The organism is Streptococcus parapneumoniae, assembly GCF_037076355.1.
GTDB lineage: Bacteria > Bacillota > Bacilli > Lactobacillales > Streptococcaceae > Streptococcus > Streptococcus parapneumoniae.
The window spans coordinates 1,093,841-1,116,822 of sequence record NZ_AP026968.1 but is presented as its reverse complement, the minus strand read 5'-3'; the positions used below and the strand labels follow the sequence as shown (position 1 = coordinate 1,116,822).

The following is a 22,982-nucleotide window of genomic DNA, read 5'->3' as shown; positions in this document are numbered from 1 at the left end:
GTATGATGACTTCATACGATTTTTGGGCTATTTAGAGAGGAGAACTGATGTCTCAAGTAAAAGATTTGTGTGTTATGGATGTTGATGGAACCTTAATCCTAGAAGAAGTGATTGATCTTTTGGGTAAAGAGGCAGGTCGTGAGGAGGAAATTTCGCTGATTACAAGTCGGGCAATGAGAGGAGAGTTAGACTTTGAAAGCAGTTTACGAAAAAGAGTTTCCTTGTTGGAAAGTCTTCCTATTTCGGTCTTTGATAAAGTCTTCAACACTATTCATCTAACGTCTAACGTCAAATGCCCAGGAATTTATCTCTATTCTCCAAAAGAACGGCATCCTAGTTGGTCTGGTGTCTGGTGGCTTTAAACCAATAGTTGATAGATTAGCAAAATCCCTTGGTATTACCCATTTCTCTGCCAACCAAGTTGAAGTCAAAGACGGTCATCTAACAGGAAAATTAGTTGGACAAATTATTTGTCCCGAGGTTAAAAAAGAGACTCTGGAACAATGGAGAAAGGAACTAAAACTTTCTCAAGAAAGAACGATTGCAATCGGTGACGGGGCCAATGATTTATTGATGTTGAAATCAGCAGGATTGGGAATTGCTTTTTGTGCCAAAGAAGTGCTGAAACAGGAAATACCGAATCATGTTGATAAGAGGGATTTTTTAGAAATTCTGCCTTTGATTGAATTTTTAGAATGAGGGAAAATATGAAGATTGTAATTGCACCGGATTCGTTTAAGGAAAGCTTAAGCGCTGAAGAGGTGGCTGAATCAATAAAAAGAGGCTTCCAACAATCGATAGCAGATGTAGACTGTCTCCTCTGCCCTGTTGGTGATGGGGGAGAAGGTACTGTAGATGCTATCCGACATTCTCTTGACCTTGAAGAAAAATGGATCCAAGTGACAGGCCCTTTTGGACAAAAAGAAGCCATGCGCTATTTTCAAAAAGGGGAACTGGCACTATTTGAAGTAGCTGATTTGGTTGGCCTTGGAAAAATTCCGATAGAGAAACGAAATCCACTTCAAATCCAAACTTGTGGTATTGGAGAGTTGATTCGCCATCTCATTGCTCAAGGGATTAAAGATATCTATATTGGCGTTGGTGGTACGGCCAGTAATGACGGAGGAATTGGGATTGCTGCTGCTTTAGGTTATCAATTTTATGATAGGGATGGAGATGTCTTGCCCGCTTGCGGTCAGTCCTTATTAAACTTAGCTTCTGTTTCAACAGAAAATCGCTATGAAATTCCTGAAGATGTTCAAATTCGTATTTTAGCAGATGTCGTGAGTCCCTTATGTGGTCATCAAGGTGCGACCTATACTTTTGGCAAACAAAAAGGTCTAGATTCTACTATGTTTGAGGCCGTAGATCAAGCGATCCAAGATTTTTATGAAAAAGTCTCCCCTGCAACATTGGAAATTAAAGGAGCAGGAGCTGGTGGAGGCCTTGCTGGTGGTTTGTGTGCCTTTGCTCAGGCAAGTATCGTGTCTGGAATTGATACCTGCTTGAACTTAATCAACTTTGATAAGAAAGTTGCAGATGCTGATTTAGTTATCGTTGGCGAAGGTAGACTGGACAGTCAAAGCTTTGCTGGGAAAGCGCCGATAGGCGTAGCAAAAAGAACCCCTGTCGGAGTTCCTGTCATTACTATTTGTGGTAGTCTTGCTGAAGATTTACCATCCCTACCATTTGAAAATATCCAAGCTGCCTTTTCTATTTTAGAGAAAAGCGAACCTTTGGAAGATAGTTTGAAAAATGCCAGTCTCTATTTGGAGCACACGGCTGCCAATATTGGGCGTTTATTAAGTCTGAGTAAGATTTAGCCAAACCATTTCTTCCAGATGGATGTTTTGGCAGGTTCTTCCTTTTTACCTTCCCAAAGTTTTGCAAAAGCAAGTCGAAGGTTCTTTTCTTCTACTTGAACTGGTGCATTGCTATGGATAATCAGACCAAAAGGAGAAGAAGTATGTTCTTCAGATACTATGGTGGCTTGACTATTGGTTTCTTTGGCTTCCTTCAAGTAGAAAACTTGCTTGTCAAATTCGATAGTTGGTGAAATCTTCACAAATAGTGGCTCAGCCTTTTCCTGAAGGTTCTCTAAAATAGATAAAAAGCCTTTTTCTAGCTGAAGGCTATTTGCCGTGTCAATATCTGCATATCCAAGAACTCTTTCTTCAAAGGTACCAAGATAGCGTCTTTGCTCATCAGGATTTAGTTTTGGCCCACCATGAGCTTTTTCAAGTAATTGTTTTGATAAATCTGTCATGAAAATAGTATATCATAAAAGTTAGAATAAAACAGACAAAAGAAAGCGATTACTTTATAAAGTTAAGGAAAATTTGCACAAAGATAACGTTTTTTCTTGAAAAAGGAGGGGTTTTAAGGTATTATAGAGGTGTAAAAAATTTAACTCATAAGGAGAGTAAAAAATGTCAATTATTACTGATGTTTACGCTCGCGAAGTCCTAGACTCACGCGGTAACCCAACACTTGAAGTAGAAGTTTACACTGAATCAGGTGCTTTCGGACGTGGTATGGTTCCATCAGGAGCTTCTACTGGTGAACACGAAGCAGTTGAACTTCGCGACGGTGACAAATCTCGTTACGGTGGTCTTGGTACACAAAAAGCTGTTGACAACGTAAACAACATCATTGCTGAAGCTATCATTGGCTACGATGTACGTGATCAACAAGCTATCGACCGTGCTATGATCGCTCTTGACGGTACTCCTAACAAAGGTAAATTGGGTGCAAACGCAATCCTTGGTGTGTCTATCGCTGTAGCTCGTGCTGCTGCTGACTACCTTGAAATCCCACTTTACAGCTACCTTGGTGGATTCAACACTAAAGTTCTTCCAACTCCAATGATGAACATCATCAACGGTGGTTCTCACTCTGACGCTCCAATCGCTTTCCAAGAATTCATGATCGTACCTGCTGGTGCGCCATCATTCAAAGAAGCTCTTCGTTGGGGTGCTGAAATCTTCCATGCTCTTAAGAAAATCCTTAAATCTCGTGGTTTGGAAACAGCCGTAGGTGACGAAGGTGGATTTGCTCCTCGTTTTGAAGGAACTGAAGACGGAGTTGAAACTATCCTTGCTGCTATCGAAGCTGCTGGATATGTTCCTGGTAAAGACGTATTTATCGGATTTGACTGTGCTTCATCAGAATTTTACGATAAAGAACGTAAAGTTTACGACTACACTAAATTCGAAGGTGAAGGAGCAGCTGTACGTACTGCTGCAGAACAAATCGACTACCTTGAAGAATTGGTAAACAAATACCCAATCATCACTATCGAAGATGGTATGGATGAAAATGACTGGGACGGTTGGAAAGCTCTTACTGAACGTCTTGGTGGTAAAGTTCAATTGGTTGGTGACGACTTCTTCGTAACAAACACTTCTTACCTTGAAAAAGGTATTGCAGAAGGTGCTGCTAACTCAATCCTTATCAAAGTTAACCAAATCGGTACTCTTACTGAAACATTCGACGCTATCGAAATGGCAAAAGAAGCTGGTTACACTGCCGTTGTATCACACCGTTCAGGTGAAACTGAAGATTCAACAATCGCTGACATTGCAGTTGCAACTAACGCAGGACAAATCAAGACTGGTTCACTTTCACGTACAGACCGTATCGCTAAATACAACCAATTGCTTCGCATCGAAGACCAACTTGGTGAAGTAGCTGAATACCGTGGATTGAAATCATTCTACAATTTGAAAAAATAAAATAGTTCAGTGAACTATTTTATCCCGAACCTTGAAACTCAAAAGTTCGGCCGTTGATTTAACAACGTTTCTAGCCCCTCGGATTTTATCCGAAGGGCTATTTTTCTGTTCAGGGGGCAAAAAAGGGGCAAAACTTTTTAAAAAATCTTTTTCATCACTTTGTCCAGCACATTGATTGCTTCATCTTTCATGTTCTTCGTGACGTGGGTATAGATGGAAGTAGTAACATCAGAATCAGAATGTCCAACCCTATCCATGATTGTTTTTAGCGGAATTTTATTTTCAGCTAAAATGCTAATAGTGGTATGTCTGAAGATGTGAGGGGACAGATGTTTGGGGATTGGTTGTTTAAGGCGTTCGTTTGCTCGCTGGAGAGATTTGCTTAGAATTGAACTATGGATTAGCTTATCAGTGTTTGTGACGAATATACGAGTGCTTTTGTACCAATTTAGGTCAGTATTTTCACTGAGCTGGTTCAGTTCAATCATTTTGTCTAGTATCTCAATTTCTCTTTTAGTTAAGTGGGTAGTTCGAAATCTTGCAAAAGTCTTAGTACCGTCATCATCTGGAATGTATCGGTTGAATGTTGTGTGGATGTCTAATGTCTTGCTATCTTTGTGATATTTGTCTGACGTAAGAGCAGCTAATATCTCCAAACAATTTAGGAGGATAGAAGTTTGATTAGTAGCTGACTAGTCCTTGTGTTATCTTGCTATATCGTACAGAAATATTTCTATGTACATGGTTCTAATACCTATATTTTTGACAATAATATAAGAAAATAGTATACTAAATAGACAATCATTGATTGTAGTGATAACGGTTAGGAGAAAATAGTGTTAAAACGTATTTTAAATATAGCATTGGCTTATGTAGGCGTTGTTATTGGTGCTGGACTATCTTCAGGCCAAGATTTAATGCAATACTTTGTTAGTTTTGGTAAATGGGGTATCATTGGAACGATTGTTCTTGGAATCATAAGTATTATTTTTGGTAAAATTATCATTACCTTAGGAAGCTATTTCCGTTCAAATGATCATTTTGAAGTTCTTTCCCAAATTGCCGGGCCTATTACTAATAAGATTCTTGATTTTGCTTTAATTGTTTCCTGCTTTGTAATTGGTTTTGTTATGATTGCAGGAGCTGGTTCAAATCTTAACCAACAATTTGGTTTGCCATTTTGGTTGGGAGGATTGATTTGTGCTATCTTGGTCATTATTGTCAGTTTTCTTAATTTTGAAAAGATTACCAGCGTTCTTGGGATATTTACTCCTTTGGTCTTTGTCATGATTATCATTATGGCAGTCCATACGTTCGTAGGGAAAAGTTTTGATTTTGAAGAGTTAGAAGCAATCACAGCTACACTGTCTTCTCCAATGCCCAATGTCTGGGTTTCTTTACTAAACTATTTCGCACTAACTGTTATGACTGGTGTATCCATGGCATTTGTCTTAGGAGGTTCTGTCATGAGAATTGGTGTTGCGGAAAAAAGTGGTCTCTTAGGTGGACTTGTAGTTAGTTTAATTATTACTGTAGCAACTGGTATTTTATACGCTAATATAAAACTTGTTTCAACTGTTGATATTCCTATGTTAACAATTGCGGAGCAGATTCATCCTCTATTTTCTTTGCTGTATGCTCTAATTATTTTTGGACTTATTTTTAATACAGCTTTCAGTTTATTTTATGCCTTGGCAAAACGTTTCTCTTCAAACAAACCTAAGCGATTTTACCCTATTCTAATCGCTACGGTCGCTATAGGATATGGTTTATCTTTTATGGGGTTTAAAGAATTGGTATCTATTATGTATCCTCTTTTAGGTTATGTCGGTTGTCTAATGCTGGTCATTTTAGCAGTGGCATGGATAAAAGAAAGAGGAAACATCAAAGGGGAAAAATCTTTACGACGAAAGATGATTCGATTGATAACCAAAAAATATGACGATGACCAAGAATATACTATTAGAGATAAAGCGACATTTCACCAACTCGGTGAAGATTCTATTATAGATACTAAAAGTATCAAAAGTGATATCAAGGATTTGGTAAAAGAACAGTTTGTTGATGATGATACAAAACATGATGGAAGCGTCTTATCTTAAATGATAATAAAGTTGGAGAAAAATCTTAACAAACAGGAAAGCGCATCTTATCAAGTACTCCAAACACTTGATAAGATGCCTTTTATTATAGAGATATTCATCTTCTTCAAAAATTTCTTCAAACCATGTCAGTCTAATCTACAAATTCAAAACAGTGTCTTGAGCTGACCGCGTTAGTTTGATCTGTAACCTCAAAGTCCTGCTTTAAGCAAGCTGTGGCTAGCTTTTTAGTTTGCTATTTGATTTTGATTGAGTATTATTTCATATTCTCTTAAAAATTGAGTTTTTTCCATCCTTAGCTGTGCCTGCCTCTGAAGTATTTTCATCTTCATAAATAGACAATAAACATTAACTCATCTATTTGCTAGTAGCTAGTCAGACAAAGACTGACTTATATATGGGGAAAATATTCTTTCAAGTGAGTTTTATCTTTATCCGGAACTAGAAAATAGCAATAATATCTACGAACTATATTCCATCGTGTGGAGGAGAGAGACTAGTTTGGATGATTAAGAACAACCTACTAGTAAGAAATAGATCATTTTTTAATATGAGATAAAAACCGATATTAAAAGCAATTTATTTCTATTTTTTAACATTTCATTGTATAATAGCAATATACGCAAATATCATGTGTCATCAGGTTAATACTCTTAGAAAATCTTTTTAAACCACGTCAGGCTAATATACAGACTCAAAACAGTGTCGTGAGTAGTCTACGGCTAGTTCCCTAGTTTACGCCTTGATTTTCATCGAGAATAACCTTTCTATTTCAATTTTAAGGAGAAAATACAGAGTGAAAAAAATAATGCTAATTATCAATCCAACTTCTGGAGGAGAAAAAGCTTTAGATTACAAAGAGAAGCTGGAGAATAAAGCAAGAGAGTATTTTGATGATGTGGAAACTAAAATTACTCAAAAAGCCAAAGATGCTACAAATTTCGCAGAAGAAGCTGCTAGAGAAAGATATGAATCAATTCTAGTTTTTGGTGGAGATGGTACAGTCAATGAAGTTATTTCAGGGATTGCTGAAAGGGACTATATTCCTAAACTGGGAATTATACCAGGTGGTACTGGTAACCTGATTACAAAACTTTTAGAAATCAATCAAGATATTGACGGAGCTATTGAAGATCTGGATTTCAATTTAACTGATAAGATTGATATCGGAAAAGCAAATGATCACTATTTTGGATATATCTTTAGTATCGGGTCTCTCCCTGAAGCCATTCATAATGTTGAAATTGAAGATAAAACGAAATTTGGTATCTTGGCTTATGCAGTTAATACCCTGAAGTCTGTCATGACAGATCAAGTCTTTAACATTAAAGTCGAAACTGAAAATGGAAATTACCTTGGGGAAGCAAGTCATGTTTTAGTACTTCTAACAAATTATTTTGCAGATAAAAAAATCTTTGAAGAAAACAAGGATGGATATGCAAATATTCTAATTTTGAAAGATGCTTCTATATTCTCTAAATTATCTTTGATTCCAGATTTGTTAAAAGGAGATCTTGTAGAGAATGAAAATGTTGAATATATAAAGGCACGTACTATTAAAATTTCTTCTGATATCGAATTAGAGTCCGATGTCGATGGTGATAAATCAGATAATCTACCAGTCGACATCAAGGTACTAGGACAACACATTGAAGTCTACTCTGGACCTAAGGAACAATCATAAAACTCAAAGCCTTGTTACCGAGGCTTTTTTCATTATGTGATTTTCAGTAGGCAGATTTATTCTATCTAATACAAGTAAAGCTAAGTATTTAAGATCTAGCAGATGATGAAGAAAAGAGATGGCCTAAATATTTTAACGGATTTACGAGGCTAATCATGGTATAATAAAAAGTAATGAAAAATTCCAACGAGGCTGAGATGAAATTACTTTATACTGATATTCGGACTTCTTTGACAGAAATTCTAACCAGAGAGGCGGAAGAGTTAGTTGTTGCTGGCAAGCGGGTCTTCTACATCGCCCCCAACTCTCTTTCTTTTGAAAAGGAACGCGCCGTGCTGGAATGCTTGTCCCAGCAGGCTTCTTTTGCGATTACCGTCACGCGCTTTGCGCAGATGGCTCGTTACCTGATTTTGAATGATTTGCCAGCTAAGATCAGTCTTGATGATATCGGTCTTGGTATGGCCTTTTACAGATGTCTTGCTGAACTTGATCCTAAGGATTTACGTGTTTATGGTGCTATCAAGCAGGACCCTCAATTTATCCAGCAGTTGATTGAGCTTTACCACGAGATGACCAAAGCTCAGATGAGTTTTTTGGACTTGGAGAGTTTGACGGATGAGGACAAGAGGGCCGATTTAGTCTTGATTTTTGAGAAGGTAACGGTCTATCTTAACCAAGGGCAGTTAGCTCAGGGAAGTCAGTTGTCTCATTTGATTGAGGCTATCGAGAATGACAAGGTAAGTAGTGATTTTACTCAAATCGCCTTGGTTATTGATGGATTTACACGTTTTTCTGCCGAAGAAGAGCGAATTGTGGACTTACTTCACGGCAAGGGTGTTGAGATTGTCATTGGGGCTTATGCTAGTAAGAAAGCTTATACCAGTCCCTTTAGCGAGGGCAATCTCTACCAAGCCAGCGTGGAGTTTCTCCATCATCTAGCCTCTAAATACCAAACACCTGCTCTGGACTGTTCTCAAACTCATGAGCAGATGGATAGCTTTGACAAGGCCTCTCGTTTGCTGGAGTCTTCTTATGACTTTTCAGAATTAACATTAGATGTCGATGAGAAGGATCGTGAAAACTTACAAATCTGGTCTTGCTTGACGCAAAAGGAGGAGTTGGAGCTAGTAGCCCGTAGCATTCGTCAGAAATTACACGAGAACTTAAATCTGAGTTACAAGCATTTTCGTATTCTCTTGGGGGATGTGGCTTCTTATCAGTTATCTCTTAAAACCATTTTTGACCAGTACCAGATTCCTTTCTATCTTGGTAGAAGCGAGTCCATGGCACACCACCCTTTGACTCAGTTTGTCGAGTCTATTTTAGCTTTAAAACGCTATCGTTTCCGTCAGGAGGATTTGATAAACCTTCTCAGAACAGGTCTATATACCGACCTTAGTCAGGCTGATATTGATGCTTTTGAGCAATATCTTCGCTATCTTGGTATCAATGGCTTGCCAGCCTTTCAGCAAACCTTTACCAAATCCCACCATGGAAAATTTGATTTAGAACGTTTAAATGCCCTTCGTCTGCGTATTTTAACACCTCTTGAAACTCTCTTTGCCAGTCGAAAACAGAAGGCTGAAAATATCTTGCAAAAGTGGAACTCTTTTCTAAAAGAAGGAGCTGTGACCAAGCAGTTACAAGATTTGACAGCCACTATGGAAGCTGTAGAACAGGAAAGACAAGCTGAAGTTTGGAAGGCTTTCTGCCATGTTTTAGAACAATTTGCGACCGTTTTTGCTGGTTCGCAGGTTAGTCTAGAGGACTTTCTAGCCTTGCTCCATTCTGGAATGAGCCTATCTCAATACCGTACCATTCCAGCGACAGTGAACACCGTTCTGGTGCAGAGTTACGATTTGATTGCACCACTGACTGCTGACTTTGTCTACGCCATTGGGCTAACTCAGGACAATTTACCAAAAATTGCGCAAAGCACCAGCCTTTTGACAGATGAAGAAAGGCAAAACCTAAACCAAGCGACAGAAGAAGGGACGCAATTGCTGATTGCCAGCAGTGAAAATCTCAAGAAAAATCGCTACACTATGCTTTCCTTGGTCAATTCTGCTCGTAAAGAGTTGGTCTTGTCGTCTCCAAGCCTCTTTAATGAAAGTGAAAGTAAGGAATCTGCCTATCTTCAAGAGTTGGTCCATTTTGGATTTAGTCGGAAAGAGAAGAGGATGAATCACAAAGGGCTGTCTAAGGAAGATATAGGTTCATATCACAGCCTTTTGTCCAGTCTGGTTGCCTATCACCAGCAGGGCGAGATGAGCGAGACTGAGCAAGATTTGACCTTTATCAAGGTTCTGTCACGTGTCATGGGTAAAAAACTAGAACAGCAAGGTTTGGAAAATCCAGCCCTCCCAACCAGTCCAAGCAGTAAGCAGTTGACCAAGGATACCTTACAGGTTCTCTATCCAGCTGACAAGGAATTTTACCTGTCTACCTCTGGTTTGACGGAGTTTTATCGCAATGAATACAGTTATTTTCTTCGCTACGTGTTAGGCTTGCAGGAAGAATTACGTTTGCGTCCGGATGCTCGCAGTCATGGAAATTTCTTGCACCGTATTTTTGAACGTGCCTTGCAGTTGCCTAACAAAGATTCCTTTGACAAACGTCTAGAACAAGCTATTCAAGAAACCAGTAAAGAACGCGAATTTGAAGCAATTTATCAGGAAAGTTTGGAAGCCCAGTTTACCAAGGAAGTTCTGCTTGATGTTGCACGGACGACTGGCCACATTCTCCGACACAATCCAGCTATTGAAACCATCAAAGAAGAGGCAAATTTTGGCGGCAAAGACCAAGCCTTTATTCAATTGGACAATGGACGCAGTGTCTTTGTACGAGGTAAGGTGGACCGGATTGACCGTTTGAAAGCCGATGGAGCGATAGGAGTAGTAGACTACAAATCCAGTCTAACTCAGTTCCAGTTTCCCCATTTCTTTAATGGACTCAATTCCCAGTTGCCAACCTATTTAGCTGCCTTAAAAAGAGAAGGAGAGCAGAACTTTTTTGGTGCCATGTACTTGGAAATGGCTGAACCTGTCCAATCTTTGGTGGCCGTTAAAAGTCTGGCAGGTGCAGTAGTAGAAGCCAGCAAGTCTATGAAATACCAAGGACTCTTTTTAGAAAAAGAAAGCAGTCATTTGGGCGAATTTTACAATAAAAACAAGTCTAATCAGCTGACAGATGAGGAATTCCAGCTCCTACTGGACTACAATGCCCATCTTTACAAGAAAGCGGCTGAGAAGATTTTAGCAGGTCAGTTCGCTATCAATCCTTATACCGAAAATGGTAGAAGCATTGCCCCCTACGTTCAGCAGCATCAAGCCATTACTGGCTTTGAAGCCAATTACCACTTAGGCCAAGCCCGTTTTCTAGAAAAGTTAGACTTGGCTGACGGCAAGCGTCTGGTCGGAGAAAAACTCAAGCAAGCTTGGTTTGAAAAAATAAGAGAGGAGTTGAATCGATGAAGCCTATTCCCTTTTTAACTGAGAAGGAAATTCAAAAATTGCAAGAAGCAGAAGCAAATTCGGGCAAGGAACAAAAGAAAACTGCCGAACAAATTGAAGCTATCTACACTTCTGGTCAGAATATACTTGTCTCAGCGTCTGCTGGTTCTGGAAAAACCTTTGTCATGGCCGAGCGCATTCTAGATCAATTGGCGCGTGGAGTGGAAATCAGTCAACTCTTTATCTCAACCTTTACCGTCAAGGCTGCGACTGAACTTAAAGAACGTTTAGAGAAAAAAATCAGCCAACAAATCCAAGAAACGGATGATGTCGAGCTCAAACAACACTTGGGTCGTCAGTTGGCAGACCTACCCAACGCTGCCATCGGAACCATGGACTCTTTCACACAAAAATTCCTTGGTAAACATGGCTATCTGATTGATATTGCGCCTAATTTCCGTATTTTACAAAACCAGAGCGAGCAACTTCTTCTAAAAAACGAAGTCTTTCATGAGGTCTTTGAAGCCCATTACCAAGGTAAACAGAAAGAGACCTTTAGTCATTTGCTGAAAAATTTTGCAGGGCGTGGCAAGGACGAACGGGGTCTGCGCCAGCAAGTTTACAAAATTTATGACTTCCTCCAATCCACCAGCAACCCTCAAAAGTGGCTGAGTGAATCTTTCCTCAAAGGCTTTGAAAAAGCTGATTTTACCAGTGAAAAAGAAAAACTGACTGAGCAAATCCAGCAAGCCCTTTGGGATTTGGAAAGCTTTTTCCGTTATCATCTGGATAACGATGCTAAGGAGTTTCCCAAGGCTGCTTATTTAGAAAATGTTCAGTTAGTTCTGGATGAAATTGACTCCTTAAATCAGGAGTCCGATAGTCAGGCTTATCAAGCAGTGCTTGCGCGTGTTGTCGCCATTTCAAAAGAGAAAAACGGTCGAGCTCTGACTAATGCCAGCCGTAAGGCTGATTTGAAGCCACTGGCCGATGCCTATAACGAAGAGAGAAAGACCCAGTTTGCTAAACTAGGACAACTGTCAGGCCAGATAACCATTCTCGACTATCAAGAACGTTATCATGGAGAGACCTGGGAACTAGCTAAGACTTTCCAAACATTTATGAGCGATTTTGTGGAGGCTTATCGTGAACGTAAGCGCCAGGAAAATGCCTTTGAATTCGCTGATATCAGCCATTACACCATTGAGATTTTAGAGAAATTCCCTCAAGTCCGTGAGGCTTATCAGGAGCGCTTCCATGAAGTCATGGTCGATGAGTATCAGGATACCAACCATATTCAAGAACGGATGCTGGAATTACTTTCTAATGGCCACAATCGCTTTATGGTAGGGGATATCAAGCAGTCCATCTATCGTTTCCGTCAGGCAGACCCGCAGATTTTCAATGAAAAGTTCCAACTCTATGCGCAAAATCCACACGAAGGCAAGCTGATTCTCCTCAAAGAAAATTTCCGTAGTAGTTCAGAAGTTCTGTCAGCAACCAATGATGTCTTTGAGCGCCTTATGGATCAAGAAGTCGGTGAAATCAACTATGATAACATGCACCAACTTGTTTTTGCCAATACCAAACTGACTCCCAATCCAGACAACAAGGCAGAATTTCTCCTCTATGATAAGGACGACACAGGTGAAGAAGAAGAGAGCCAAGCTGACACTAAACTTACTGGTGAAATGCGCCTGGTCATCAAGGAAGTCCTTAAACTTCATCAGGAAAAAGGTGTTGCCTTTAAGGAAATTGCCCTTCTGACCTCCAGTCGCAGTCGTAATGACCAGATTCTTCTCGCCCTATCTGAGTATGGAATTCCTGTCAAAACCGACGGAGAGCAAAACAATTATCTCCAGTCCCTAGAAGTGCAAGTCATGCTGGACACCCTTCGTGTCATTCACAATCCCCTGCAAGACTATGCCCTAGTTGCTCTTATGAGGTCTCCAATGTTTGGATTTGATGAGGACGAGTTGGCACGTTTGTCCCTTCAGAAAGCAGAGGATAAAGTCCATGAAAATCTCTATGAGAAACTGGTCAATGCTCAAAAACTGGCAAGCAGCCATAGAAACTTGATTCACACAGCTCTAGCTGAGAAACTAAAGCAATTCATGGATATATTGGCTTCTTGGCGCTTGTATGCCAAAACCCACTCTCTCTATGACTTGATTTGGAAGATTTACAACGACCGTTTTTATTATGATTATGTTGGAGCTTTGCCAAATGGTCCTGCTAGACAGGCCAATCTCTATGCCCTAGCTTTAAGAGCAGACCAATTTGAAAAGAGCAATTTCAAGGGCTTGTCTCGTTTTATTGGTATGATTAACCAAGTTTTAGAAGCCCAGCACGATCTTGCAAGCGTGGCCGTCGCACCGCCCAAGGATGCTGTAGAACTCATGACTATTCACAAGAGTAAAGGGCTGGAGTTTCCTTACGTCTTTATCCTCAATATGGATCAAGACTTTAACAAGCAGGACTCTATGTCAGAAGTCATTCTCAGTCGTCAGAATGGTCTTGGTGTCAAATATATTGCCAAAATGGAGACAGGAGCAGTAGAAACTCACTATCCTAAAACCATCAAGCTCTCTATTCCTAGCCTGACCTATAGACAGAATGAAGAAGAATTACAGCTGGCTAGCTACTCAGAACAAATGCGTCTGCTGTATGTTGCCATGACGCGGGCTGAGAAAAAGCTCTATCTTGTCGGCAAGGGTTCTCGTGAAAAACTGGAAGCCAAGGAATACCCAGCAGCTAAAAATGGAAAACTAAATAGCAATACTAGACTGCAAGCCAAGAATTTCCAAGATTGGCTTTGGGCTATCAGTAAAGTGTTTACTAAGGACAATCTCAACTTTAGCTATCGCTTTGTTGGTGAAGACCAGTTGACTAGAGAAGCTATCGGAGAATTGGAAAACAAAAGTCCTCTCCAAGATAGCTCCCAAGCAGACAATCGCCAGTCTGAAAGCATTAAAGAAGCCCTTGAAATGCTGAAAGAGGTGGAGGTTTATAATACTCTTCACCGGGCAGCCATTGAACTGCCTAGTGTTCAAACCCCAAGTCAAATCAAGAAATTCTACGAACCAGTTATGGATATGGAAGGTGTTGAGATTGCAGGTCAAGGCCAGTCAGTAGACAAGAAAATTAGCTTTGATTTGCCAGATTTTTCAACCAAAGAAAAGGTAACAGGAGCTGAGATTGGTAGTGCCACCCACGAACTCATGCAGAGAATGGACCTCAGTCAGCGACCAACACTTGTTAGCCTGACGGAAACTCTCAAACAAGTTCAAACCAGACCAGCTGTTAGGGACAAGATCAATCTTGCTAAAATTCTTGCATTCTTTGACACAGCACTCGGTCAGGAAATTCTCGCTAATACCAACCATCTTTATCGCGAGCAACCTTTCTCCATGCTCAAACGAGACCAAAAGAGTCAGGAAGACTTTGTTGTGCGTGGTATCCTTGATGGCTATCTGCTTTATGAGGATAGGATTATTCTGTTCGACTATAAGACAGACCGCTATGATGAACCAAGTCAACTCATAGACCGTTATCGCGGTCAGTTAGCCCTATACGGAGAGGCTTTATCTCGAGCCTATTCGATTGAAAATATTGAAAAATACTTGATTTTACTCGGTAAAGATGAGGTTCAAGTTGTAAAGGTATAATTTATACTCTTCGAAAATCTCTTCAAACCACGTCAGCTTCCATTTGCAACCTCAAAACAGTATTTTGAGCTGACTTCGTCAGTTCTATCTACAACCTCAAAGCAGTGCTTTGAGCAATCTGCGGCTAGCTTCCTAGTTTGCTTTTTGGTTTTCATTGAATATTAGAAAGGAGATCTCATGACACTTCCAGTTAGAAAACCCCTGCACGATGCGGTTTTACAGGCTTCAAAAGCTGATACTTGGGAACAAGCTACCAAGGAATGGAATGAAGTTTCCTTGATTTTTAACGGTATCGGCCGTAGCAATTGTGTCTGTGGAAATGCCATCAAATACGCCTACGAACTCTTTAATGGTGTCACAGGCCAACGCCTCTTTCCAATCGGCAGCGACTGTGTTCGTCATTTTCATCGATTGTCCCTTGACCAGCAACTAGAAGAGGAAGAAAAATTACTCAGAAAGGTTGAAAATCTTACCAGAAAAGCCCAGAAAAAAGAAAAAATCAAGGTCAATAAAAGTGACTTTGACGAGCGACTTCTAAAGTGGCTCTGGGAAAAAGGTGTTTTCAAGCCCAATCGTGGCAATCAGTTCACACCTGAGAGAGACTACCAGCTTTTCCTAGAAGTCTTTCAAGGCGGGAGTTGGACTAAGGCGGAACCAAAGAAAAAGGCTCGGATGGAAGAAGTCCTTGAAAAGTGTATCAAACCCTTTTTACTTGGAAAGCCAGATGACCAACTCTACCTTGTCAAGCTAGGTAAGGAGAAAATTGACTACGAACAAGAACTGCGTATCCAGGCTGAGAAAGAGCGCAGGAAGAGGGATAAAATCGCCAAGCAGTATGCAGACAATCTGGTTCTAGCCATGGGACCAGCAGAGCGTGCCTACCAAGATTACTTTGGCTTTACAGAAACCCTAACCCAAGAAGAACGCAAGTGGGAGAAAATTCTTTTTGGTAAAAATAGAACAGAACGGGCTATCAAGGCCAAACAATACCAAAAAGAGCTGGAAAAAGACCAACGAATTGCCAGTCAGGATCCAATTGAAAGAAAGCAGAAGCAGACCTGGCTCCTCAATTCCTATTTTCGTGAGCTTCCTGAAGAAAAATCCCGATTTGCTCGGCTCTTATTAGAATATCGAAAAAGTGGAGAAGTCCCCTTTTCAACTGAATACTTATCAGACCATCTGCTCGACTTTTTCTATAAAATGAAAGCCTTTGAGTTTGAAATCGCACCAGAACAAGTCCGAGACTTTTTAAAAGAAAGCCTCCCAGCAGATCATCTCTCCTCAGCACAAGAAAGCTGGATAGAAGGAATTCTCCTCAACTGCCTCAAACCATTTTTAGAACGATTAGTGATATGAGTAACACCTACCGTGGAAGTTTCATGGTAGGTGTTATTGTATCCCAAAAATAATATAAAACAAAGCATATAAAACAACGTATGAAAACGCAACTCAATTTTAAGACTTTTTGGTAAATTAAGAGTATAATTAAAGTGTGATGCCTTTTTTATAGATAATACACTAATATATTAAAGGCCTTCGTAACATAAATATAAATTTTATTTCAAGGAGGAATCATGGAAAAGTATTTTGGTGAAAAACAGCAGCGTTTTTCATTTAGAAAATTATCAGTAGGACTTGTATCTGCTACGATTTCAAGTTTGTTTTTTATGTCTGTATTAGGTAGTTCATCTGTAGAGGCTCAAGAGACTAAAGGTGTTCACTATAAATATGTGACAGAGTCAGAGCTATCATCAGATGAAAAGAAGCAACTTGTCTATGATATTCCGACATACACGGAGAATGATGAGACTTATTATCTTGTTTATAAATTAAATTCCCAAAATCAATTGGGAGAATTGCCAAATACTGGAAGCAAGAATGAGATGCAAGCCTTAGTTGCTGGTGCTAGCTTAGCAGCTCTGGGGATTTTAGTTTTTGCTGTTTCTAAGAAAAAAGTTAAGAATAAAACGGTATTACATTTAGTATTGGTTGCAGGGATAGGAAATGGTGTCTTAGTTTCAGCTCATGCTTTAGAAAATAATCTCTTACTGAATTACAATACGGACTATGAATTAACTTCAGGAGAAAAATTACCTCTTCCTAAAGAGATTTCAGGTTACACTTATATTGGATATATCAAAGAGGGGAAAACTACTTCTGATTCCGAAGTAAGTAATCAAGAGAAATCAGTAGCTACTTCTAAAAATCAACAAAAGGTAGATTACAATGTTACACCAAATTTTGTAGAGAATCCATCAAAGGTACAAACTATTCAGGAAGAAAAACCTGTTTCTTCAACTAAGTCCACAGAAGTCCAAGTAGTTGAAAAACCTCTCTCTACAGAATTAACCAATCCAACAAAAGAAGAGAAACAATCTTCAAATTCTCAAGAACAATTAGCCGAACATAAGAATCTAAAAACGAATAAAGACAAGAAGGTTTCTCCAAAAGAAAAGACTGGGGTAAATACACTAAATCCACAGGATGAAGTTTTATCAGGTCAGTTGAACAAACCTGAACTCTTATATCGTGAGGAAGCTATAGAGACAAAAATAGATTTTCAAGAAGAAATTCAGGAGAATCCTGATTTAGCTGAAGGAACTGTAAGAGTCAAACAAGAAGGTAAATTAGGTAAGAAAGTTGAAGTCATCAGAATATTCTCTGTAAACAAGGAAAAAGTTTCTAGAGAAATTATTTCAACTTCAACGACTGCGCCTGTTTTAAGAATAGTCGAAAAAGGTACAAAAAAACCTCAAGTTATAAAGGACCAACCTGAGACTGGTGTAGAACATAAGGACGTACAGTCTGGAGCTATTGTTGAACCCGCAGTCCAACCAGCGTTACCAGAAGCAGTCGTAACCGACAAAGGTGAGCCGGAAGTTCAACCTGAATTACCAGCAGCTGTAGTAACCGATAAAGGTGTACCAGAAGTCCAACCAGAGTTGCCAGAAGCTGTAGTAAGTGATAAAGGCGTACCAGAAGTTCAACCAGAGTTGCCAGAAGCAACATCAGAAAATACACCAGCACCGTCAAAACCAGAGACACCAGCTTCAACAGAATCAGCGGCAAATGGAGCTGAAGGAACAGAAGGGGGAACTGTAGGAGTAGACCAACCTGTAACTTGGACATCTAATTCTGATGATTCATCAGCAAAATCAGAAGAAACAGGTGCTGAAGGAACAGAAGCGAAAGAGACTGAAAAATCAGAAGCAAACGCAACACCTAAAGAAAATGCAACAGAAGAAGGAACTTCAGAAGCAACAGGAAAAGAAGTAAAAGAAACTGAGGAAGTTGTAACACCAGCTCCAGAAGGAACATCTGAAGCTACGGAAACAGCAACATCAGCGCCAGCAGCAACCTCTACAAATGAGAATACTAACGAGGGTGAATCAGAAAAAACAGAAGTAGAAGAACAACCTGCCACAGACGGTACGGCTTCATCAGCTACAACAAGTAATTCAGTTGAATCAACTCCGGTAACAGACGCTACTCCTTCAAATGATGAAACTACAGAACAATCAGGAAGTTCAGCTCCGAAAGCAGAAGTTACAGGAGAAAATAAACCATCAACATCTGAACCAACAGAATCAGCACCAGCTTCAACAGAATCAGCGGCAAATAAAGCTGGAGGAAAAGAGTCAGCAGAATTGGCTGAACCAAAAACAGAAGCACCTACAACTCCGGAAAATAAAGAAGAACAACCAGGTGCACCAGAAGCACCAGAACCAAAAGTAACAGAGTCCGAGGCAGCGAAACCAGCTCCAAAAGAAGCAGGAATAACAGCAGGAAATGAAGTAAAAGAAACTGAAGAAGCTGTAACACCAACTCCAGTAACAGACAATTCCCCTTCAGATACAGGAACTACAGATCAACCTGTAGTTTCGAATCCAAGTTCAGAAGCGTCAGCGCCGTCAACTGAGGGTTCAGCTACAGGAGATACACCAGCTCCAGAAACCTTGACAAATACAGAAGAATCTGGTAAGCAATCAGTTGAGACATCGCATTCAGGAGCAGAATCAGCAACTGAAGTAACAGGAGAAGCTTCAGAAACAACATCAGGAGATGAGGGAAAAGAAGAGAAAGAAGCTAATGAGCAATCAGGGGCTTCAACAGAACCATCAATTGTCTCTGAAGGTGGGTCACCAGCTACGCAATCAGCTGGAGAAGAAGATAAATCCGAATCAACGTCAGAAACTTCAACTACTCCTCCTGTAGATGCTACAAATGATTCAGGTAATTCAGAGTCATCACCTTCAGTAATAGAAGGCAATAAAGAAGAACCAAATTCACAAAATACTGAGGCTTCGACTGAGAAGGGAAACTCAGAATCATCTAATTCAGATTCAGAAAAACCACAGGGTGATGAACCAACTGTACAAGTAGGATCAGAACCAACAGCGTCAACAGAAGGAACATCTACAGGAAAAGAAGATTCAGCACCAAAAGCAGAAGAAAAACAAGTCGACAAGAAACTAGAACTTAGAAATATTTCAAATGTGGAATTGTTTACAGTAGAAAATAATAAATATCGACATGTAACCTCATTTGATGCGGTTCCGAATGATCCTAGCAACTACTTTATGAAAGTAAAATCGGAGAATTTTAAAGATGTTATGTTGCCAGTTAAGAGTATTGAGAGTGTTAGAAAAGATAATCAAGATGTATACAAAATTGTAGGACAAGCTAATGATTTAATTCAACACGAAAACAATAGTACTTTAGAAAATTATACATACTACTTACCTAAGGTGATAAAAAGTGAAAATGGCGTTTATACATCATTCAAAAATTTAGTCGAAGCAATGAATAGTAATCCTTCTGGAGAGTTTCGTTTAGGAGCAACTATGGATGCTCGTGAGGTAGAACTTCAAGATGGTAAAGAAAGTTATATTGAGAAAGAGTTTAGTGGTAGATTAATCGGTGAAAACAAAGGTAAGTATTACGCTATATATAATCTGAAAAAACCATTATTTAGAACTTTAAACCGTGCTACAGTAAAAGATATTTCAATAAAAGAAGCAAATATTTCTTCTAAAGATGATGCTGCTACAATTGCTAAAGAAGCGAAAAATGGTACTAACATTACTAACGTTCATTCATCTGGTGTAATTGCTGGTGAACATAGCATTGGTGGTTTAGTTTCACAAGTTACAGATTCTAGAATCTTGAATAGTAGTTATACTGGTAGAATAACTAATACGTATGATACAAAATCAACTTACCAAATTGGAGGATTAGTAGGGAAACTTTCAGGTGATAATGCTTTAATAGAAAAATCAATTTCATCTATTGATATGGCGACAAATGCTAATCAAGGTGACCAAACAGTTGGTGGTATAGCTGGGGTTGTTGATAGAAGTGCTAGAATTAGTAATAGTTACGTTGAAGGAAATCTTAACAATGTGAAGCATTTTGGTAAAGTAGGAGGAGTTGTAGGTAATCTTTGGGATGCTATATCAGGTGAAGAGAAATCTGGGCAACTATCTAATGTCTTAAGTGATGTTAATGTTACAAACGGTAATGCTATAGCTGGTTATGATTTTACAGGAATAAAAGCAACTAATACCTATAGTAATAAAAATAACAAGGTGGTTAGTGTAGTTCAAGTAGATGATGAACTTGTGACTAAAGATTCAGAAAAACAAAGAGGTACTGTATTAGAAGCGGATAAAGTGAATGCTAAAAAAGTAGAGTTGGTTTCTAAACATAGTACTAAAGTAGAAGATTTTGACTTTACTTCGAGATACACTACTAGCTACAAAGAAGTAACAGACTATCAGCAGTCAAGAGAACAAGTGTATAAAAATATTGAAAAATTACTTCCTTTCTATAATAGAGAAACAATAATTAAGTATGGTAATTTAGTAGAGAATAACAGTGATTTATTTACTGAAAAGCTACTATCAGTTGTTCCTATGAAAAATAATGAAGTAATAACTGATATTAATAAAAATAAACGCGAAATCAATAAATTATTGTTACATTTTGAAGGTAATAAATCACAAGTATTAAATATTACATATAAAGATGATTTCTCTAAAGTTGCTGAGTATAATATAGAGGGTCAAGGATTATTATATACTCCTAATACACTATTACATAATTATGATAATATTGTAAAAACTGTTTTAAATGATCTGAAATCTGTTAAATATGATTCAGGTGCGGTTAGAAAAGTATTAGATATTTCAAATGATATAAAATTAACAGAATTATATCTAGATGAACAATTTGAAAAAACAAAAGCAAACATTGAAGATAGTTTATCAAAACTTCTTTCTGCAGATGCGGCAGTAGCTGAAAATAACAATAAGATAATAGATAATTATGTAATTGAAAAAATTAAGAATAATAAGGAAGCGTTACTTTTAGGTTTAACATATTTAGAACGTTGGTATAATTTTAAATACGATAATGTAAGTGCAAAAGATTTAGTATTATATTATTTAGACTTCTTTGGTAAATCTAATAGTTCTGCACTAGATAATGTTATTGAGTTAGGTAAATCTGGATTTAACAATTTATTAGCTAAAAATAATGTTATTACATATAATGTATTATTATCGAAAAATTATGGAACTGAAAGTTTGTTTAAAGCATTAGAAGGTTATAGAAAAGTGTTCTTACCAAACGTTTCTAATAACGACTGGTTCAAAAAACAATCAAAAGCTTATATTGTTGAAGAAAAATCTAATATTAAAGAAGTAAGAGAAAAACAAGAGAAAGAAGGAACTGAGTATTCTATTGGGGTATATGATAGATTAACAAGTCCATCTTGGAAATATCAAAGTATGGTCTTACCGTTATTAACTTTACCAAAAGAAAAAATGGTGTTCATGATTGCCAATATTTCAACTATAGGTTTTGGTGCTTATGATAGATATAGAAGTCTTGAATATCCTAAGGGAGAAAAGTTAAACAAATTTGTAGAAGATAACGCCAAAGAAGCGGCTAAACGATTTAGAGATCATTATGATTATTGGTATAAAATTCTAGATAAAGAAAATAAAGAAAAATTATATAGAAGTATTTTAGTTTATGATGCATTTAGATTTGGTACAGATGAAAAAGTAGATAAAGATACATACCAAGCTACTTTTGAAACTGATCATCCAGCTATTAAAAACTTCTTTGGGCCAGCAGGAAACAATGTAGTTCATAATCAACATGGTGCTTATGCTACGGGTGATGCATTCTACTATATGGCTTATCGTATGTTAGATAAATCTGGAGCGGTAACTTATACTCATGAAATGACACATAACTCAGATAGAGAGATTTATCTTGGAGGATATGGAAGAAGAAGCGGATTAGGACCAGAGTTTTATGCGAAAGGATTACTTCAAGCTCCTGACCATCCTGATGATCCTACTATTACGATTAACTCAATATTGAAATATGAGGATTCAGAAAATTCAACAAGACTTCAAGTAGCCGATCCAACTCAACGATTTAATAGTGCAGAAGACCTACATAATTATATGCATAATATGTTTGATGTAATTTATATGTTAGAATATTTAGAAGGAAAAGCTGTAGCTAATTTAGAAACAAATCAAAAATATGAGTTACTAAGAAAAATTGAAAATAAATTTGATCTTGATCAAGACGGTAATAATGTATACGCGACAAATGTTGTTCGAAGATTAACGATGGATGAAGTTAATAAATTAAATTCTTTTGATAGTTTAATTGAAAATGATATTATTACTAGCAGAGGGTACAAAGACCAAGAATATAAGAGAAATGGTTATTATACAATTGATTTATTTTCACCGATCTATTCAGCTCTTAGTGGAGAGAAAGGGACTCCAGGAGATTTAATGGGACGCCGTATAGCATTCGAATTATTAGCTGCAAAAGGATATAAAGAGGGCATGGTACCTTATATCTCAAATCAATATGAAAAAGATGCAAAAGTGGCGGGAAGTAAGATTAATTCTTATGGTAAAGAAGTAGGTTTAGTTACAGATAAATTAGTACTTGAAAAAGTCTTTAATAATAGATATAGAACTTGGGTAGAATTCAAGAAGGATATGTATAAGGAAAGAGAAAATAAATTTAGTAAACTAAATAGAGTTAACTTTATTAATCCTAATAATCCATTGAGCCGTCAACGAAATGTATCGGTTACGGATATAAGTGTACTAGATAGAATGGTTGCCGAAGCGGTAAGAGGCGATGCAGAAGATTTCACAGCACAATTATATCCTGATACAAATAGTAGAGTTCTTAAACTGAAAAAAGCAATCTTTAAAGCCTATCTTGACCAAACAAATGATTTTAGAAGATCAATTTTTGAGAATAAAAAATAGTGTTTACTATTAGGAAATAAAAAGTGA

At 38.2% G+C, this 22,982-nt stretch carries 10 protein-coding genes and 1 pseudogene; 9 read left to right on the top strand and 2 right to left on the bottom strand.

Features of this window, described 5'->3' with window-relative positions:
• Positions 1-47: 47 nt before the first annotated feature.
• Both serB and SP4011_RS05650 read left to right on the top strand, forming a co-directional pair.
• Positions 48-699, top strand: a pseudogene (gene serB, locus SP4011_RS05655) (phosphoserine phosphatase SerB).
• Positions 700-707: 8 nt separating this feature from the next.
• Positions 708-1,823, top strand: a complete 1,116-nt coding sequence (locus SP4011_RS05650; RefSeq protein ID WP_338620301.1) for a glycerate kinase — start codon at positions 708-710, stop codon at positions 1,821-1,823.
• Here SP4011_RS05650 and SP4011_RS05645 read toward each other — a convergent pair.
• Positions 1,820-2,266, bottom strand: a complete 447-nt coding sequence (locus tag SP4011_RS05645; protein WP_176139198.1) for a DUF1694 domain-containing protein — start codon at positions 2,264-2,266, stop codon at positions 1,820-1,822. The two genes, SP4011_RS05650 and SP4011_RS05645, sit on opposite strands and share 4 nt — an antisense overlap.
• 163 nt (positions 2,267-2,429) lie before the next feature.
• On the opposite strand from SP4011_RS05645, the gene eno reads away from it, so the two are divergent.
• Positions 2,430-3,734, top strand: coding sequence for a surface-displayed alpha-enolase (gene eno / locus SP4011_RS05640; RefSeq protein ID WP_000022821.1), 1,305 nt, complete (start codon positions 2,430-2,432; stop codon positions 3,732-3,734).
• Positions 3,735-3,871: 137 nt separating this feature from the next.
• Here the strand turns inward: eno and SP4011_RS05635 are convergent, their stop codons facing one another.
• Entirely contained in the window at positions 3,872-4,222 is a 351-nt protein-coding gene (locus SP4011_RS05635) for a tyrosine-type recombinase/integrase (protein WP_338620298.1), read from the bottom strand.
• Positions 4,223-4,570: 348 nt separating this feature from the next.
• On the opposite strand from SP4011_RS05635, the gene SP4011_RS05630 reads away from it, so the two are divergent.
• The 6 genes from SP4011_RS05630 (at position 4,571) to SP4011_RS05605 (ending at position 22,955) form a co-directional block, all read left to right on the top strand.
• A complete protein-coding gene (locus SP4011_RS05630; protein ID WP_262078603.1) occupies positions 4,571-5,836 on the top strand; it encodes a hypothetical protein in 1,266 nt (421 codons plus the stop codon).
• Positions 5,837-6,632: 796 nt separating this feature from the next.
• Positions 6,633-7,520: a diacylglycerol kinase family protein gene (locus SP4011_RS05625; RefSeq protein WP_338620296.1), complete on the top strand. Its 888-nt coding sequence runs from the start codon at positions 6,633-6,635 to the stop codon at positions 7,518-7,520.
• Positions 7,521-7,717: 197 nt separating this feature from the next.
• Positions 7,718-10,993: an ATP-dependent nuclease subunit B gene (gene rexB, locus SP4011_RS05620; RefSeq protein ID WP_000772391.1), complete on the top strand. Its 3,276-nt coding sequence runs from the start codon at positions 7,718-7,720 to the stop codon at positions 10,991-10,993.
• Entirely contained in the window at positions 10,990-14,640 is a 3,651-nt protein-coding gene (gene addA, locus SP4011_RS05615) for a helicase-exonuclease AddAB subunit AddA (protein ID WP_338620294.1), read from the top strand. The genes rexB and addA overlap by 4 nt, the downstream gene beginning before the upstream one ends.
• Positions 14,641-14,817: 177 nt before the next feature.
• Complete coding sequence (locus SP4011_RS05610) at positions 14,818-15,996, top strand: hypothetical protein (protein WP_338620293.1); 1,179 nt, start codon at positions 14,818-14,820, stop codon at positions 15,994-15,996.
• Between the two features lie 218 nt (positions 15,997-16,214).
• Positions 16,215-22,955: a ZmpA/ZmpB/ZmpC family metallo-endopeptidase gene (locus SP4011_RS05605; RefSeq protein ID WP_338620292.1), complete on the top strand. Its 6,741-nt coding sequence runs from the start codon at positions 16,215-16,217 to the stop codon at positions 22,953-22,955.
• Positions 22,956-22,982 lie beyond the last annotated feature (27 nt).

Coding starts and splice junctions, on each gene's coding strand:
- rexB (WP_000772391.1), top strand. CDS start 7,718: ATGAAATTACTTTATACTGATATTCGGACTTCTTTGACAGAAATTCTA.
- eno (WP_000022821.1), top strand. CDS start 2,430: ATGTCAATTATTACTGATGTTTACGCTCGCGAAGTCCTAGACTCACGC.
- SP4011_RS05635 (WP_338620298.1), bottom strand. CDS start 4,222: ATGATTGAACTGAACCAGCTCAGTGAAAATACTGACCTAAATTGGTAC.
- SP4011_RS05645 (WP_176139198.1), bottom strand. CDS start 2,266: ATGACAGATTTATCAAAACAATTACTTGAAAAAGCTCATGGTGGGCCA.
- SP4011_RS05650 (WP_338620301.1), top strand. CDS start 708: ATGAAGATTGTAATTGCACCGGATTCGTTTAAGGAAAGCTTAAGCGCT.
- SP4011_RS05610 (WP_338620293.1), top strand. CDS start 14,818: ATGACACTTCCAGTTAGAAAACCCCTGCACGATGCGGTTTTACAGGCT.
- SP4011_RS05605 (WP_338620292.1), top strand. CDS start 16,215: ATGGAAAAGTATTTTGGTGAAAAACAGCAGCGTTTTTCATTTAGAAAA.
- addA (WP_338620294.1), top strand. CDS start 10,990: ATGAAGCCTATTCCCTTTTTAACTGAGAAGGAAATTCAAAAATTGCAA.